General features: G+C 62.3%; 21 protein-coding genes. 14 read left to right on the top strand and 7 right to left on the bottom strand.

Going from position 1 to position 15,157, the window contains the following annotated elements:
- The first annotated feature begins 201 nt into the window (after positions 1 to 201).
- The 5 genes from K6301_RS05765 (at position 202) to aat (ending at position 4,019) form a co-directional block, all read left to right on the top strand.
- Complete coding sequence (locus K6301_RS05765; RefSeq protein ID WP_247219868.1) at positions 202 to 960, top strand: DsbA family protein; 759 nt, start codon at positions 202 to 204, stop codon at positions 958 to 960.
- Between the two features lie 149 nt (positions 961 to 1,109).
- On the top strand, positions 1,110 to 1,547 hold the full coding sequence (gene aroQ / locus K6301_RS05760) for a type II 3-dehydroquinate dehydratase (RefSeq protein ID WP_247219867.1): 438 nt from the start codon (positions 1,110 to 1,112) through the stop codon (positions 1,545 to 1,547).
- A gap of 22 nt (positions 1,548 to 1,569) precedes the next feature.
- A complete protein-coding gene (accB, locus tag K6301_RS05755) occupies positions 1,570 to 2,034 on the top strand; it encodes an acetyl-CoA carboxylase biotin carboxyl carrier protein (RefSeq protein ID WP_247219865.1) in 465 nt (154 codons plus the stop codon).
- Between the two features lie 10 nt (positions 2,035 to 2,044).
- Complete coding sequence (gene accC, locus K6301_RS05750; RefSeq protein ID WP_247219863.1) at positions 2,045 to 3,391, top strand: acetyl-CoA carboxylase biotin carboxylase subunit; 1,347 nt, start codon at positions 2,045 to 2,047, stop codon at positions 3,389 to 3,391.
- 13 nt (positions 3,392 to 3,404) lie between these two features.
- Entirely contained in the window at positions 3,405 to 4,019 is a 615-nt protein-coding gene (gene aat / locus K6301_RS05745) for a leucyl/phenylalanyl-tRNA--protein transferase (RefSeq protein WP_247219861.1), read from the top strand.
- A 71-nt stretch (positions 4,020 to 4,090) separates the two neighbouring features.
- On the opposite strand, the gene K6301_RS05740 is transcribed toward aat, so the two are convergent.
- Together K6301_RS05740 and K6301_RS05735 are read right to left on the bottom strand one after the other, a co-directional pair.
- Positions 4,091 to 4,495: a DUF2155 domain-containing protein gene (locus tag K6301_RS05740; RefSeq protein WP_247220512.1), complete on the bottom strand. Its 405-nt coding sequence runs from the start codon at positions 4,493 to 4,495 to the stop codon at positions 4,091 to 4,093.
- Between the two features lie 127 nt (positions 4,496 to 4,622).
- Entirely contained in the window at positions 4,623 to 5,018 is a 396-nt protein-coding gene (locus K6301_RS05735) for an NADH:ubiquinone oxidoreductase subunit NDUFA12 (RefSeq protein ID WP_134650691.1), read from the bottom strand.
- Positions 5,019 to 5,387: 369 nt separating this feature from the next.
- On the opposite strand from K6301_RS05735, the gene K6301_RS05730 reads away from it, so the two are divergent.
- The 3 genes from K6301_RS05730 to K6301_RS05720 are packed head-to-tail and all read left to right on the top strand — an operon-like array spanning position 5,388 to position 6,190.
- Positions 5,388 to 5,633, top strand: a complete 246-nt coding sequence (locus tag K6301_RS05730; protein ID WP_247219859.1) for a hypothetical protein — start codon at positions 5,388 to 5,390, stop codon at positions 5,631 to 5,633.
- A 32-nt stretch (positions 5,634 to 5,665) separates the two neighbouring features.
- Positions 5,666 to 5,911: a hypothetical protein gene (locus tag K6301_RS05725; RefSeq protein WP_247219857.1), complete on the top strand. Its 246-nt coding sequence runs from the start codon at positions 5,666 to 5,668 to the stop codon at positions 5,909 to 5,911.
- Between the two features lie 33 nt (positions 5,912 to 5,944).
- Complete coding sequence (locus tag K6301_RS05720) at positions 5,945 to 6,190, top strand: hypothetical protein (RefSeq protein ID WP_247219855.1); 246 nt, start codon at positions 5,945 to 5,947, stop codon at positions 6,188 to 6,190.
- Positions 6,191 to 6,296: 106 nt separating this feature from the next.
- On the opposite strand, the gene K6301_RS05715 is transcribed toward K6301_RS05720, so the two are convergent.
- Positions 6,297 to 6,791: a GNAT family N-acetyltransferase gene (locus K6301_RS05715; RefSeq protein ID WP_247219853.1), complete on the bottom strand. Its 495-nt coding sequence runs from the start codon at positions 6,789 to 6,791 to the stop codon at positions 6,297 to 6,299.
- A gap of 64 nt (positions 6,792 to 6,855) precedes the next feature.
- Complete coding sequence (gene gatB, locus K6301_RS05710) at positions 6,856 to 8,358, bottom strand: Asp-tRNA(Asn)/Glu-tRNA(Gln) amidotransferase subunit GatB (protein WP_247219851.1); 1,503 nt, start codon at positions 8,356 to 8,358, stop codon at positions 6,856 to 6,858.
- A gap of 150 nt (positions 8,359 to 8,508) precedes the next feature.
- Between gatB and K6301_RS05705 the strand changes: the two genes are divergently transcribed.
- From K6301_RS05705 to K6301_RS05680, 6 genes are all read left to right on the top strand, one after another.
- Positions 8,509 to 8,772, top strand: a complete 264-nt coding sequence (locus K6301_RS05705) for a DUF1294 domain-containing protein (protein WP_247219849.1) — start codon at positions 8,509 to 8,511, stop codon at positions 8,770 to 8,772.
- Positions 8,773 to 8,899: 127 nt separating this feature from the next.
- Positions 8,900 to 9,397 carry a ribonuclease HI gene (locus K6301_RS05700; protein ID WP_247219847.1) on the top strand — a complete coding sequence of 166 codons (498 nt, stop codon included), beginning with the start codon at positions 8,900 to 8,902 and terminating at the stop codon, positions 9,395 to 9,397.
- A gap of 91 nt (positions 9,398 to 9,488) precedes the next feature.
- Positions 9,489 to 10,358, top strand: coding sequence for a hypothetical protein (locus K6301_RS05695; protein ID WP_247219845.1), 870 nt, complete (start codon positions 9,489 to 9,491; stop codon positions 10,356 to 10,358).
- A gap of 228 nt (positions 10,359 to 10,586) precedes the next feature.
- Positions 10,587 to 11,030 carry an RrF2 family transcriptional regulator gene (locus K6301_RS05690; protein WP_247219843.1) on the top strand — a complete coding sequence of 148 codons (444 nt, stop codon included), beginning with the start codon at positions 10,587 to 10,589 and terminating at the stop codon, positions 11,028 to 11,030.
- Positions 11,031 to 11,113: 83 nt separating this feature from the next.
- A complete protein-coding gene (locus K6301_RS05685) occupies positions 11,114 to 12,010 on the top strand; it encodes an NAD(P)/FAD-dependent oxidoreductase (RefSeq protein WP_247219841.1) in 897 nt (298 codons plus the stop codon).
- Positions 12,011 to 12,207: 197 nt separating this feature from the next.
- Positions 12,208 to 12,465, top strand: coding sequence for a YjhX family toxin (locus tag K6301_RS05680; RefSeq protein WP_247219839.1), 258 nt, complete (start codon positions 12,208 to 12,210; stop codon positions 12,463 to 12,465).
- 33 nt (positions 12,466 to 12,498) lie between these two features.
- Here K6301_RS05680 and K6301_RS05675 read toward each other — a convergent pair whose 3' ends face one another.
- From K6301_RS05675 to K6301_RS05665, 3 genes are all read right to left on the bottom strand, one after another.
- Entirely contained in the window at positions 12,499 to 13,011 is a 513-nt protein-coding gene (locus tag K6301_RS05675; RefSeq protein ID WP_247219837.1) for a GNAT family N-acetyltransferase, read from the bottom strand.
- 181 nt (positions 13,012 to 13,192) lie between these two features.
- Complete coding sequence (gatA, locus tag K6301_RS05670; RefSeq protein WP_247219835.1) at positions 13,193 to 14,674, bottom strand: Asp-tRNA(Asn)/Glu-tRNA(Gln) amidotransferase subunit GatA; 1,482 nt, start codon at positions 14,672 to 14,674, stop codon at positions 13,193 to 13,195.
- Positions 14,675 to 14,692: 18 nt separating this feature from the next.
- On the bottom strand, positions 14,693 to 15,157 hold the full coding sequence (locus K6301_RS05665) for a GNAT family N-acetyltransferase (RefSeq protein WP_247219832.1): 465 nt from the start codon (positions 15,155 to 15,157) through the stop codon (positions 14,693 to 14,695).

Genomic DNA, 15,157 nt, shown 5'->3' with positions numbered 1-15,157 from the left:
TGCCTTTCGCTTCCTGACTGCGGCTTTCCTGCCGCAAGATGCCGACATTCACAATCCCGCGAGGGCCGGAAATCCGCCGCTTTTTCCCTGTCGTTTGCGTCACCGCGCCCATAAGGTCGTTGAAAGTGGCCGCGCGCGCATTGACGCGCCGGTATGGCCAATGGCACTTCTGCTGCGCATCACGACGAGGACAGGACAGACATGACTTTCAAGACGAAGCTCGCGGCCACCGTAGCCCTTACACTGGCGGTCGCAGCACCCCTTCCGGCGCTTGCCCTCGACGACGCGCAGAAGAAGGAAATCGGCGAATTCATCAAGGAATACCTTGTCGAAAACCCCGAAGTCCTCCTCGAAGCACAGGAAGCCCTGCAGAAGAAGCAGGAAGAGCAGCAACAGGCCAAGGCCCAGTCCGCCATCACCGACAATACGAAGGCGATCTACAACTCGCCCTACGATATCGCGCTCGGCAATCCCAAGGGCGACGTCACGATCGTCGAGTTCTTCGACTACAATTGCGGCTACTGCAAGCGCGCCCTGTCCGACATGGAAGACATCCTCAAGGACGACAAGAACGTCCGCTTCGTCCTGAAGGAACTGCCGATCCTCGGCCCCGATTCGCTGGCTGCGCACAAAGTCAGCGCCGCCGTGCGCGATCTCGCGCCGGAAAAGTATGGCGAGTTCCACCGCACGCTACTGGGCGGCGAAGGCCGCGCGACGGAGGAAAGCGCCATTGCGCTCGCCGCCAGCCTGGGCATTTCCGAAGCCGACGTGCGCAAGACGATGACAGAGAAGCCGCATGACGACGCGGTGCGTCAGGCCTATTCGCTCGCCAACGATCTCGGCATTACCGGGACCCCCTCCTATGTCGTCGGCGAGGAAATGGTCTTCGGCGCCGTCGGGGCGGACGACCTGCGCGAAAAGATCGCCAATGTCCGCGCCTGCGGAAAGGCGAGTTGCTGACCGCCGCCATCTTCTCGCCATGCTGGCGGTGTTGGAGCCTAACCGCTTGTGGACACGTCCCTTCGACCGGGAAAGCCCGCGCCTTGGGGCTTTCCCTGCGCAAACCGCCGGTCTATAGGTAATCCTCCATCCAGCATGCGGAATTTCGAATGGCTTCAATAGTTTTCGTGCTCAACGGCCCCAACCTGAACGCACTCGGCAAACGCGAGCCCGGCATCTATGGTGGCCAGACGCTCGCCGATATCGAGGCGCTGTGCCGGGCCGAAGGCGAGAAGCTGGGCCTTGCCATCGATTTCCGCCAGTCCAACCATGAAGGCGACCTGGTCGACTGGATTCACGAGGCCGGCGATGTCGCCGCCGGCGTCGCGATCAATGCCGGCGCCTACACGCATACCTCGATCGCGCTTCACGACGCCATCCGCGCCGTGAAGACACCGGTGGTCGAACTGCACCTTTCCAACGTGCATGCCCGCGAGGACTTCCGCCACAAATCGATGATCGCACCCGCCGTAAAAGGCGTAATCTGCGGTTTCGGTGCGCAGAGCTACATCCTGGCGCTCCATGCGCTTTCATCCATCACGAAATAAGAAGAACCAGAGGCTCATTCCCATGGCTGACAAGAAAAACGGCATCGATCAGGCCCTGATCCGCGATCTCGCCAATATCCTCAACGAGACGGATCTGACCGAGATCGAAGTGGAGCAGGATGAACTGCGCATCCGCGTCTCGCGCGCCGGCACGCCGCAATATGTCCAGGCGCCGATGGCCGCTCCGGCGCCCGTTGCCGCTACCGCCGTCAGCGCAGCAGCCGTCGCGCCTGCCGCCGACGCGCGCAGCAACAAGAATGCGGTCACCGCGCCGATGGTCGGCACGGCCTATCTGTCGCCCGCCCCCGGCGCCCGCCCCTTCATCGAAGTCGGCGCGACGGTCAAGGAAGGCCAGACCATCCTCATCATCGAAGCGATGAAGACGATGAACCAGATTCCGGCGCCGCGTTCGGGCAAGGTCACCGAAATCCTCGTTCAGGATGCAAGCCCGGTCGAATATGGCGAACCGCTGATCGTTATCGAATAAGGCGGGTCCCATGATCTCCAAAGTCCTCATTGCCAACCGCGGCGAAATCGCCCTCCGGGTCCTTCGGGCCTGCAAGGAGCTCGGCATCGCCACGGTCGCCGTGCATTCCACGGCCGACGCCGACGCCATGCATGTGCGCCTCGCCGACGAGAGCGTGTGCATCGGCCCGCCCCCGTCGCGCGAAAGCTACCTCAACATCCACCAGATCGTCGCGGCCTGCGAGATCACCGGCGCAGACGCCGTGCATCCGGGCTACGGCTTCCTGTCGGAAAACGCCAAGTTCGCCGAAATCCTCGACGCGCACGGCATCACCTTCATCGGCCCGACGGCGGAACATATCCGCATCATGGGCGACAAGATCACCGCCAAGCAGACCGCGCAGGAACTCGGCATCCCCGTCGTTCCGGGTTCCGACGGCGAGGTGAAGCCGGAGAACGCGCTGGAAATAGCCCGCAAGATCGGCTTCCCGGTTCTCATCAAGGCGACCGCCGGCGGCGGTGGCCGCGGCATGAAGGTCGCCAAGACCGAGGCCGATCTGGAAGAGGCCGTCTCGACGGCGCGTTCGGAGGCGCTTGCCGCCTTCGGCAACGACGCCGTCTACATGGAAAAGTATCTCGGCAAGCCGCGCCATATCGAAATCCAGGTCGTCGGCGACGGCATGGGCAATGCGGTGCATCTGGGCGAACGCGACTGCTCGCTGCAGCGCCGTCACCAGAAGGTTTGGGAAGAGGCGAACTCGCCTGCCCTCAATGTCGAGCAGCGCATGAAGATCGGCCAGATCTGCGCCGACGCCATGAAGAAGCTGAAGTACCGCGGCGCCGGCACGGTCGAATTCCTCTACGAGAACGGCGAGTTCTATTTCATCGAAATGAACACGCGTCTCCAGGTGGAGCACCCGATCACCGAAGCGATCACCGGCATCGACCTCGTGCATGAGCAGATCCGTGTCGCGTCCGGCGCGGGCCTCTCCGTCACGCAGGAGGAGATCGTCTTCTCGGGCCATGCCATCGAATGCCGCATCAATGCCGAGGATCCGCGCACCTTCGTGCCCTCGCCCGGCACGATCACGCATTTCCATGCGCCGGGCGGTCTGGGCGTTCGCGTCGATTCCGGCGCCTATGCCGGCTACAAGATCCCGCCCTACTACGACAGCCTCATCGGCAAGCTGATCGTGCATGGACGCACGCGCGTCGAATGCATGATGCGCCTGCGCCGCGTGCTCGACGAGTTCGTCGTCGACGGCATCAAGACGACGCTGCCGCTGTTCCAGGACCTGGTCGCCAACCAAGACATCGCAAACGGCGACTACGACATCCACTGGCTGGAGAACTATCTGGCCAGCACGACCGACGCCTGAGAGGCGTTGGGCCATGGCAAGGCGTCGCGGCGGCAATCCGGAAATAACACCGGATCTTCTGCTGCGCGCCTACTCCATCGGACTCTTCCCGATGGCCGATTCCGCCGATGACCCGGAGCTCTTCTGGGTCGAGCCGGACATGCGGGGTGTCATCCCGCTCGACGGCTTCCACGTCTCGCGCAGCCTCGCCAAGGCAATCCGTCAAAAACCCTTCGAGATCCGATTCGACACGGCCTTCGACGCCGTTGTCGCGGCCTGCGCGCAGGCTGCGCCGGACCGGCCGTCCACCTGGATCAATGCGAAGATCAAGTCGCTCTACGGCACGCTGCACCGCATGGGCCACGCCCATTCGGTCGAGGCATGGGAAGGCGACCAGCTCGTCGGCGGCCTCTACGGCGTGTCGCTCGGCGCCGCCTTCTTCGGCGAGAGCATGTTCTCGCGCCGGACAAACGCCTCCAAGATCTGCCTCGTCCATCTGGTGGAGCGACTGAGGGCAAACGGCTTCCGCCTGCTCGACACGCAGTTCACCACCGATCATCTGAAGACGTTCGGGGCGATCGACGTGCCGAAGATCGACTACGAGGACATGCTGGCAAACGCACTCGCTTCGCCGCATCTGCCGTTTTGAAATGATGAATTGTGCTGTGAGACTTGGATCCTCGGGTCAAGCCCGATGATCGATAGCCGTAAACGCAGCCTTTACTGCGCCTTCGCCTCGGAATCGTCCGGCGGCGGGACGTCGGACTTCGCCTTGCATTCGGTGAGCCAGACGTCATAGACGGGGTGCTCGACGGCATTGAGGCCGGGGCTGTCGGCGAACATCCAGCCGGTGAAGATGCGGCGGATCTTGCGGTCGAGGGTGATTTCGTCGACTTCGACGAAAGAGGTGATCTTCTGCGCTTCGGTATCGTCGCGGCTGTAGCAGACCTTCGGGGTGACCTGGAGGGCGCCGAACTGGACGGTCTCGCCGATGTAGACATCGAAGCTGGTGATGCGGCCGGTGATCTTGTCGATGCCCGAGAAGACGGCGACCGGGTTCTCGATACGGGCGGCCTCGGCCGAGACAGGCACAAGGGCAAGCCCCACGGCCACTGTTGCCAGCATGGCCGAAAGGAACCGCCGTCCGGCGCCTGTCCGCGAAAACCCTGATGTCATGAAAGCCGTCTCCTGCGATCTGCGCCAGCGTTCGCCGGCCGCTTCGGGCTACCGGCGAAATGTGGCCAAATCGGTATCAGTTGCCCGGTGTCCAGGCGTCATAGTCGCCCGTGACGCGCGGACGCTCACCGGTCGCGGCAAGCGAGCCCGGCGGACGATAGGCTTCGGACGTGCCTGTCGGGTTGGCGCGATGCGGCTTCTGCCATTCGCGCGCCTTGTAATCCTCGTCAGCGGGCGAGACATCGGTGCGGTGATGCATCCAGCCGTGCCAGCCCGCCGGAATGGCGGAGGCGTCGGCATAGCCGTTATAGATGACCCAGCGACGGGTGCGACCTTCGGAATCCTTGCCGCCCTGATAGTAGACGTTGCCGAACTCGTCCTGCCCGACCTTCGTGCCGAAGCGCCAGGTGTGAAAGCGGGTGCCGATCGTCTGACCGTTCCACCAAGTGAAGATCTGCGTGAGAAGGCTCATGGCTGGCGTCCTTGGCAGGGCCATGCCGAACACGGCCCGAGACTGATATTTCCTCCGCTTATGGCGCGGCAGGGTGTGAATGTCCAGCGATTCCCGCGTCTTCGCCCACGGCTTTTCGCGTCTCCAAAGTCCGTGCTTTCGCCGCCCGCCGATGCTCGAAACACCGGAGAAAAAGGCGTTGGAACGCCGACGGCAATATTCAAGGGCGATCACGCGATTGCGATAAATTATTGAAATACTGTTCTTTTTTTCCGAACGCTGTGGTCACAGTTCTTGCACTAGTAACCATTTAATGAGGGCCCTAAATTCTACTCATCGAAGCGGCCAACACGGCGCTTCGGCAGACACACAGCAAATAAGGTGAATACCATGAAAAAGACCGCTCTCTTCGCCGCCGCCCTCGCTGTTCTCGCAGCCGGCTCGGCTTCTGCGGCATCCGTCAGCGGCATCGTTCATGACTACGATGCCCGCACCGGCGTCATCCGACTCCAGGACGGCAAGGCGATTGCCCTGCCCGTAAGCGTCCCGGTTCCGGCCAACCTGACGTCCGGCTCTGCCGTCAACATCCTGCTCAACGCAGACAACAACCAGCCGCGCGCCGTTCTGGCCCGCTGAATTTCTCACGTCCAAACACAAAGGTGATTAAAATGAACACTGTAGCTCTCTCCACCGCCGCCCTCGCCCTCCTCGTTGCCGGCTCGGCTTCCGCAGCATCGCTCAGCGGCACCGTGCAGGATTACGATGCCCGCACCGGCGTCATCCGCCTCCAGGACGGCAAGAGCGTCGCCCTGCCCGTGAGCGTTCCCGTCCCGGCAAACCTGACGTCCGGCGCTTCGGTCAACATCCTGCTCAACGCAGACAACAACCAGCCGCGCGCCGTTCTGGTCCGCTGAATTTATCAAAATCCAAACATAAAGGTGATTAAAATGAACACTGTAGCTCTCTCCACCGCCGCCCTCGCCCTCCTCGTTGCCGGCTCGGCTTCCGCAGCATCGCTGAGCGGCACCGTTCAGGATTACGATGCCCGCACCGGCATCATTCGCCTCCAGGACGGCAAGAGCGTCGCCCTGCCCGTGAGCGTCCCGGTTCCGGCAAACCTGACGTCCGGCGCCTCGGTCAACATCCTGCTCAACGCAGACAATAACGAGCCCCGCGCCGTTCTGGTCCGATAATATCGGCAAAGCCTGACATCATGCCGAAGCGGCCCGCCACCAGAAAGGACGGCGGGCCTTCATGTATCCGGCGCCTGGCGGTTCCCGCTAAGGCTTCGCTCTTTCCTTAGAAATCGAGCCGCTTTTCCAGAATCAGCATGGCAATCCCCGCCGCGAAGTCATCGACTGTTTCGCCGATGGTCTCGAACCCCAAGCGTTCAAAAAACGACACGGCCAGAGGGTTGTCCTTCTCGACGTGAAGCCGCATCGTCTCGGCATCGGGAAAGCAGGTTTCGAGTTCCGCGAACATGTCGCGGCCGATGCCCTGGCGCTGATGATCCGGCAGGACATAAAGCTGGTGAAGAACAGCCGTCTTCGGCCGGTCCTCCGCCGTGGCGGCGTAGCCCATGCCGGCGAAGGCCTTGCCATCATCGGCGACGACGAATTCGCCGTCCGTGCGCGCGAGCCGCTCCTTCAGCGCCGGCACGGAATGCCGGCGCGCATTGATCTCGCTCACCTTGTCGGCGCCGTAGAGCGCGTCATAGGTCGCGTGCCACGTCGCCGACAGCAGTTCGCTGACTTTTGCCAAGTCGCGTTCCGAAGCCGTGCGGACGAAGAACATGGTCGTTTCCTTGTTTTGAAGCCATTCCGGACGGAAAACCGCTTCATACTTTCCTGGAATTGCTTCAGTCCTCGATACCGAGCTTGGCCTTGACCAGGGCCTGAACGGCCTGCGGGTTGGCCTTGCCGCCTGTCGCCTTCATGACCTGGCCGACGAACCAGCCGGCAAGCGTCGGCTTGGCGAGAACCTTGGCGACCTGATCGGGGTTGGCGGCGATGATCTCGTCGACCGCCTTTTCGATGGCGCCTGTATCCGTCACCTGCTTCATGCCGCGCGCTTCGACGATCTCGGCGGGGCTGCCGCCCTCGTTCCAGACGATTTCGAAGAGGTCCTTGGCGATCTTGCCCGAGATCGTGCCATCCTTGATGAGATCGATGATGCCGCCGAGCTGATCGGGCGAAACGGGGGTCTCTTCAATGTCCTTGCCGGCCTTGTTCAAGGCGCCCAGGAGGTCGTTGATGACCCAGTTTGCGGCAATCTTGCCATCGCGACCGGCCGCCACGGCCTCGAAGTAATCGGCGATCGCCTTTTCGGAGACGAGAACCGAGGCGTCATAGACCGAAAGACCGAGATCCCTAACGAAGCGGATCTTCTTGTCGTCGGGCAATTCCGGCAGATCGGCCAGAAGCTTGCCGACGAATTCGTTGTCGAACTCCAGCGGCAGCAGGTCCGGATCGGGGAAGTAGCGGTAGTCGTGCGCGTCTTCCTTGGAGCGCATGGAGCGCGTCTCGCCCTTGCCGGGATCGAACAGGCGGGTCTCCTGGTCGATTGAGCCGCCATCCTCCAGAATGCCGATCTGGCGGCGGGCTTCGTATTCGATTGCCTGGCCGATGAAGCGGATGGAGTTGACGTTCTTGATTTCGCAGCGCGTGCCGAAGGGCTCGCCGGGCCGGCGCACGGAGACGTTGACGTCGGCGCGCATCGAGCCCTCGTCCATGTTGCCGTCACAGGTGCCGAGATAGCGCACGATGGAGCGCAGCTTGGTCATATAGGCCTTGGCCTCGTCCGACGAGCGCATGTCCGGCTTGGAGACGATCTCCATCAGGGCCACGCCCGAGCGGTTGAGATCGACATAGGACATGGTCGGATGCTGGTCGTGCATCGACTTGCCGGCGTCCTGCTCCAGATGCAGGCGTTCGATGCCGATCTCGATGTCCTCGAAATTGCCCTGGCGATCCGGGCCGAGCGAGATGACGATCTTGCCCTCGCCGACGATCGGATCCTTGAACTGCGAGATCTGGTAGCCCTGCGGCAGGTCGGGATAGAAGTAGTTCTTGCGGTCGAAGATCGAGCGGTGATTGATCTGCGCCTTGAGGCCGAGGCCGGTGCGCACGGCCTGCTTGACGCATTCCTCATTGATCACGGGCAGCATGCCGGGCATGGCCGCGTCGACGAGCGAGACATTGGCGTTCGGCGCCTTGCCGAATTCCGTGGAGGCGCCGGAGAAGAGCTTCGAATTCGAAAGAACCTGTGCGTGCACCTCCATGCCGATGATGACTTCCCAGTCGCCGGTGGCGCCGGGGATCAAGCGTTTCGGATCGGGAGTGCGGACGTCGACGAGGGTCATTTTAGGCTCTTGTTGTGGTGTCTTTGGTGTTGTCTCGGTAGAACATATGGGCAGGCGGCGCAAGGATTTCAGCGGATGCCGCAGGCCTTCATTAGCCAGCCGGCAAGGTTGTGCGGGTAAAAGCGCGCCATGGGCACGCCGGCAACACTTTTGATCATCTTCCTCCTCTTCAACGTCGTGACGTTCTGCGTCTACTGGTGGGACAAGGAAGCCGCGCGCGACGGCCATCGGCGTGTTTCCGAAACACGCCTGCTGCAACTCGCCTTCTTCGGCGGCAGCCTCGGCGCCTTCGCGGCGCAACGTTTGTTGCGGCACAAGACACGCAAGGAACCCTTTCGCACGCGGTTGATGGCGATCTTCGTCCTGCAGGCGGTGCTGGTCCCGATGGCCTTGATCTTTGGTCCTTTCCTGTAGCGAATGTAAAGGCTTGAACTGCTTGCCTAGACACACTCAGACTCTGCACCCTCAGAAAGCACAGGTAACTTCTGATTCCGGACACCGGGACCGAACCGCCCCCCCAAAACGCGAATGTAGGCCACAAATGGGACTCGACTATTCTGATGAAGCCGAAAGCGGTGACTATTGTGTCTACACCGACGGTTCGTACGACCCGATAGCAGAACGGGGTGGCTGGGGCTTCGTCGCATGCCATGCTGCCGGCCAGCTGGCCGCCAAACGCGGCGGCTTTGACGGTGGCGACAACAGCGCCGCAGAACTGACTGCCGTACTGGAAGCATTGCAATGGATCGCTGCGAACCTCCACGACCATTTCGTCACCCTGTTCTCGGATTCCATTTACGTCGTCCGGGGGTGTAACGAGTGGCGCTTCGCTTGGCGGTCAGGCGCTTGGCGCAAAAGGACCTCTGGCGGGCGTGGCCGGGCCCGGACTATCCCTTATGCCGAGATATGGCGGGAGATTGACCTTCACCTGCAAGCACTTCCCAAGGTGACTATCGAATGGTGCAAGGGACATGCAGGCAACGCCGGAAATCTACATGCGGATGCGTTGGCGTCAGTAGGCCGCCGCTCATGCCTTTGACGTCACAAACTCGCTCAGGACCATACTTCGCAATTTATCAAAACTTTATAGCTGGCCGTCTATTTCGTCATAATCTCATAGGGTTAAACCAATGCATGTTCTCAAGACATTCACATATCCCACTTTTATGGGGCTCTGCACGATTCTAGCCGCCTGCGCCGACGTTCTCCAGAACCAGACCATTTTCAATGGCGTTCTCATGGCGCTCCTTTTCGTCGCCGCCTTGGCAGCACTTCTCTCGGTGAAAGGCATCGCGGGTGCGGTTCTGGAGAGACCGGCAACAGAACAGTTGCTGAAGACGTTCGGCGTTGATCCATCGATCAAGACGTCGATGGCGCCCTTCGCCATTTCCTGCATTATCCTGGCGGGAATAATCTATGTCTTCTCCGCAGCATCCTCCAAAGCATCGGAAGAGGGCGGAGTTCTGGTCGTCGTGTTCCCGGATCTGAGACCTATCCAACTCTCCCTTGGGCGCATTGAGCAGAATGTCGGCATGCTGAAGCAGCAAACCGTCGCGATCAAACAGGACACCGGGCAACTCGTTGATACCGTGGTAAAATGGATTAGCCTGGACGTTTCTCTCGGCAGCAATCAGCGCATGACGAATGCAGGTGAAAAGCACTACTTCCCGCAAGGAATGTATGTGACCTTCACAAACGAAACCGGTCTTACCTTCGAAGATGTGACACTTTTGGTGACCGATGGAACCAGTGCCCTTATCTCCGAAAACGTGAAAATCTTCCCGCAGGACGGTTACAAGCACAACTCATACGATGATGGCAAAGCGTATGAGAAGATAAGTGTCTGCCTGTCTGCGAAGCGGCGCAACAGCGACGAATGGCTTCAGGAAAATCGCGTTTATCAGTCCAAGCAATTGCGATTGACTGATGAACCAATTTTCGAGCTAGTCGATGCATCTGGACAAAGGGTTCTAAAGCAGAAAACCACCTGCTCCATATGAACCAGGGATCGACTACACCTTTATCAGGGAGCGCCCTTCCGAATGCGCGAACGGCGTTCACGACGCCGTTTTCCCCGCAGGCGGGCGCTCCGAGCGGGCCGCTTGATCTTCAGAGCTAGGGCCTCAGGTCACAATTCCCAGTCTTCTGCATCACTGTTTTCACGACCGGACAATCCCTCTCCATCGCATGTGTTGACACACGGCACGATTCGTAACTATTGTTGTTACATGAAAAGAAACAGCCGTCTTTCTGCCGTGCTTCATGCACTCATGCATATGGCCGAACGCGAGGAGCCGATGACCTCGGATGATCTCGCGCGCTGCCTCGATACCAACGCCGTCGTTGTGCGCCGCACCATGGCCGGGCTTCGGGACGCCGGGATCGTGCAATCCGGCCGCGGCCATGGCGGCGGCTGGCACTTCGCCAGGCCGCTTGCCGAAATCTCGCTGCTCGACATCTACAATGCACTCGGCGAGCCGATCGTCTTCCAGATCGGCCCGGCGACGGAGATGCCGGGTTGCGTTGTCGAGCAATCCGTCAACCGGGTGATCGGCGACGCGCTGAAGGATGCGGAAGCCATCCTGATGGCGCGCTTTGCCGGCACGACGCTGGCCGATCTTGCCGCCGATTTCCGCGTGGCGGCGAAACGCTGCCGGACCGACACCGGCTAAAGGCAGCCACTTCCCTGGCATCCCTTCGAACGCCCGGTACATGCCGTGCGAAGGATGCCGCACGCTCACAGGAAAGGACGATCATGACCGAAGATGCCATCATCATCGGCGGGGGCTTTGCCGGCCTGTCCGCTGCCATGCAGCTCGCCCGCGCCCGTCGCCGCATCACCATTCTCGACACGGGGCTGCCGCGCAACCGGTTTGCGGCCCACTCGCACGGCTTCCTCGCCCAGGACGGCCGGCCGGGCGGCGACATCCTCGCCGATGCCCGCCGCCAGCTTGCGGCCTACGAGACCGTTACCTTCCGCGACGCGCCGGCCGAACGGCTGGAGGGCGAGAGAGACGCTTTCTCCGTCGTCACCGGCGATGGTGCACGCATCGACGCGCGGCGCGTGCTACTCGCCACCGGTTTCGAGGACCAGCTGCCGGATATTCCCGGCCTCTCCGAACGCTGGGGCAAGACGGTGCTGCATTGCCCCTACTGCCATGGCTACGAAGTGGGTGGAGGGGCGGTCGGCGTCCTGGCGCGCACATCCGACGCCGCGCGTTTTGCGGCCGTGGTCGCCGACTGGGGCGATGTCACGCTTTTCACCAATGCGGTGCCGGAGCCGGACGAGAAGGATCTGGCCGTGCTCGAGGCACGCAATGTGAAGCTGCGGCCCGGCCGCGTGACGGCCGTCACGGATGGGCCGGGCGGCATGCTCGCCGTCGAAACGGGCCCCGGCATTCCCACACTGGTCAAGGCGCTGTTCGTCAGTCCGGAAGCCCGCGTGCGCAGCGACATCCCGCGGAATCGCGGCCTCGAACGGAAGGAAACGCCCGTCGGCAGCATCCTCCAGACCGACGATACGGGGCAGACATCCCTGCCCGGCCTCTATGCCGCCGGTGACATCGCGCTTGGCGCGGGCAATATCGCGCTTGCCTCGGCCAACGGCGTGAAGACCGCCGTCTTCCTGCATCACTCGCTGATCTGGTCGTAACGTTGACGATGGAAGATGTCGGATTTATCTAAGGGACATCCGCAAATGGAGTCTTGATGTCCAACTCGTCTGAGTCCCGCTAGAGACCCTGTCCGCAGCTTTTGCGCACAGGGTCGGAAAAACGATGAACCCTGCCACCCGCCGGTGGCGGAACGTTTTTTCGCGTTCGTTCGAACGCCAGACGGATTCCCACGACAATGGACATTTCCCGCGCAGAACAGCGCATTCTCCACCTGCTCGCCCAGGGCGGTAGGATCGACATCGAAAAAGACGAGAACCGCAAGATCATCACCGTCGCCTGCATCACGCGCGACGGATGGCGGGCGAGTGGGCTCGACCTCGATCTTTTCCGCAAGCTGAAACGCCGGCGCTGCATCGCCTCTTCCGGCGGCAGGCCCTACCGCATCACGCAACGAGGGCTTGAGCTGGTGCGATCGCAACTCGACAACCAGTGACAGGACGGAGGCGTGACGAAGGCCGCGCCTCCTTCAGAACCCGCCCGGCCCGTAGCCGATCGGCAGATCGGCGACGAGCTGGCGGCGCAGCCCGATCGATTCGACATTACGATCGAGACGCGGCGAATAGTCGACGGAAAGCCAGTTCACCGAATAGCCATGCTTCTGGAAGAAGGCGACGGCGGCAATGTTGCGCGCGTGGGTCTGCAACCTGGACGCTTCGAACCCAGCGGCGACGATTTCCGCCTCCATAGCCGCCAGCAGCGCGGTCCCCAATCCCCGCTTCTGCTGGAGAGGATCGATCCAGAGGTCGCTGATCTCGTCGTCGAGCGCCTCGCGCGCCGCCCAGCCCGCGGGCGCGCCGTCGGTCTCGGCCACGCTGACATGCAGCCAGTGGCCGGACAGGAATTGCTCGAAGGCATTGCGGGCATGGTCGCGCCGGACCTGGAGATCGGCGACCCCGACCACAGCCTGCTCCCACGCCCTCGTCCCGATTTCGACGAGCGCTGCGACATCGCCTTCCCGGGCATTACGAACCATGACCATGCGCCAGACCTCTCCGGCACGATGAAAGCACGCTTGGCGTGAGTCGGCGAGAGACCCGCGCGGCTATCCAGAACGATGATACACCCGAAACGACACCGCCCGGCACATGGCCGGGCGATCCCTTACTTGTCGCGACGCTGGACGACGTCGTTCATCAGACCTGCTGAAGGCTACCTGCCGCTTACCACCACTTGGAAGGCGTGAAGCGGCCGGCGGCCTGCTCGATGACGTGGGCCGTCCGGAACAGGCTTTCCTCGTCGAAGGGCTTGCCGATGAGCTGGAGGCCGAGCGGCAGGCCTTTGTGGTCGAGGCCGGCGGGAACCGTGAGGCCCGGCAGGCCGGCCATGTTCACCGTCACCGTGAAGATGTCCTGAAGGTACATCTTGACCGGATCGGACGCGAGTTCCTCGTCGGCGATGCCGAAGGCCGACGACGGGGTCGCCGGCGTCAGGATGGCATCGACACCGGCATTGAAAACCAGTTCGAAGTCGCGCTTGATCAGCGTACGCACCTTCTGGGCCTGCAGGTAGTAGGCGTCGTAGTAACCAGCCGACAGCACGTAGGTGCCGATCATGATGCGGCGCTTCACTTCCGTGCCGAAGCCGGCGGCGCGCGTCTTCTCGTACATGTCGACGATGTCCTTGCCGTCGACGCGCAGGCCGTAGCGAACGCCGTCATAGCGCGCGAGGTTCGACGAGGCCTCGGCCGGCGCGACGATGTAATAGGCCGGCAGGGCATATTTCGTGTGCGGCAACGAGATGTCGACGATTTCGGCGCCAGCATCCTTCAGCCAGGCGATGCCCTGCTGCCAGAGCGCCTCGATCTCGTCCGGCATGCCATCGACGCGATATTCGCGCGGAATGCCGATGCGCATGCCCTTCAGCGACTGGCCGAGGGACGCTTCGTAGTCCGGCACCGGCCGGTCGACGGAGGTCGTGTCCTTGGCGTCGACGCTCGCCATCGACTTCAGCAGGATCGCGGCGTCGCGCACGTCGCGGGCGATCGGGCCGGCCTGGTCGAGCGACGAGGCGAAGGCGACGATGCCCCAGCGCGAGCAGCGGCCATAGGTGGGCTTGATGCCGACGGTGCCGGTGAAGGCCGCCGGCTGGCGGATGGAGCCGCCCGTATCCGTCGCGGTCGCACCGGCGCAGAGGAAGGCCGCAACGGCCGCGGCCGATCCGCCGGAAGAACCGCCCGGCACAAGATCGGCGTTGGAGCCATTTGCACGCCACGGGTTCTTCACGGCGCCGTAATAGGAGCTTTCGTTGGACGAGCCCATGGCGAACTCATCCATGTTGAGCTTGCCGAGCATGACGGCGCCATCGTTCCAGAGGTTCTGGGTGACGGTCGATTCGTATTGCGGCTTGAAGCCGTCGAGGATGTGGCTGCAGGCCTGCGTGTGCACGCCTTCGGTCGCAAACAGGTCCTTGATGCCAAGCGGGATGCCTTCGAGCGCACCGGCCTTGCCTTCGGCAATGCGGGCGTCGGAAGCCTTCGCCATCTCGCGCGCCTTTTCCGGCGTCACGGCGACATAGGCGTTGATCGCCGGATTGGCCGCCTCGATCGCGGAAAGATACGCGTCCGTCAGCTCGACCGCCTTGATCTCCCTGGCGGAGAGCTTTTCGCGGGCTTCGGCAATGGTCAGGCGGGTCAGGTCGGTCATGGGTGCGGTCACTTCAGGTCAGGCAGCACGAAGCTGCTTTTGATAGAATACGGAATAGGGTGAGTCCGGGTAGTCGAGCACGGGGCCGCAGCGGGTAAAACCCGCCTTCTCATAGATCGCCCATGCCGCCGGATGCTGGTCGCCCGTTTCGAGCACGAGCGTCTTCAGCTCCTCCCGTTCGGCGGTCTCCAGGATCTTGTCGAGCACAAGCCGGCCGACGCCCTGCCCCTGCCAGGCCGGCCGGGTGAACATGCGCTTCACTTCGCCCACCGTGTCGGAATGGCGCTTCAGCGCGCCGCAGCCGATCGCGGCGTCGCCGTCGCGTGCGATCCAGACCGTCACCGTGGGATCGGCCATCTCCTCCACGGTGAGGTTATAGCACGCCTCCGGCGGCGACAGCGCAAGCAGGACCGAGTTCAGCTCTGCGATCAGCGTGCGAACCTCATCCGTAAGCGGGCTTTCGACGTCGATTGTGACGGCCAA

The organism is Shinella oryzae, from assembly GCF_023038235.1.
Lineage (GTDB): Bacteria > Pseudomonadota > Alphaproteobacteria > Rhizobiales > Rhizobiaceae > Shinella > Shinella sumterensis.
The sequence above is the reverse complement of the archived record's forward strand: the minus strand, read 5'-3'. Positions and strand labels throughout refer to the sequence as shown.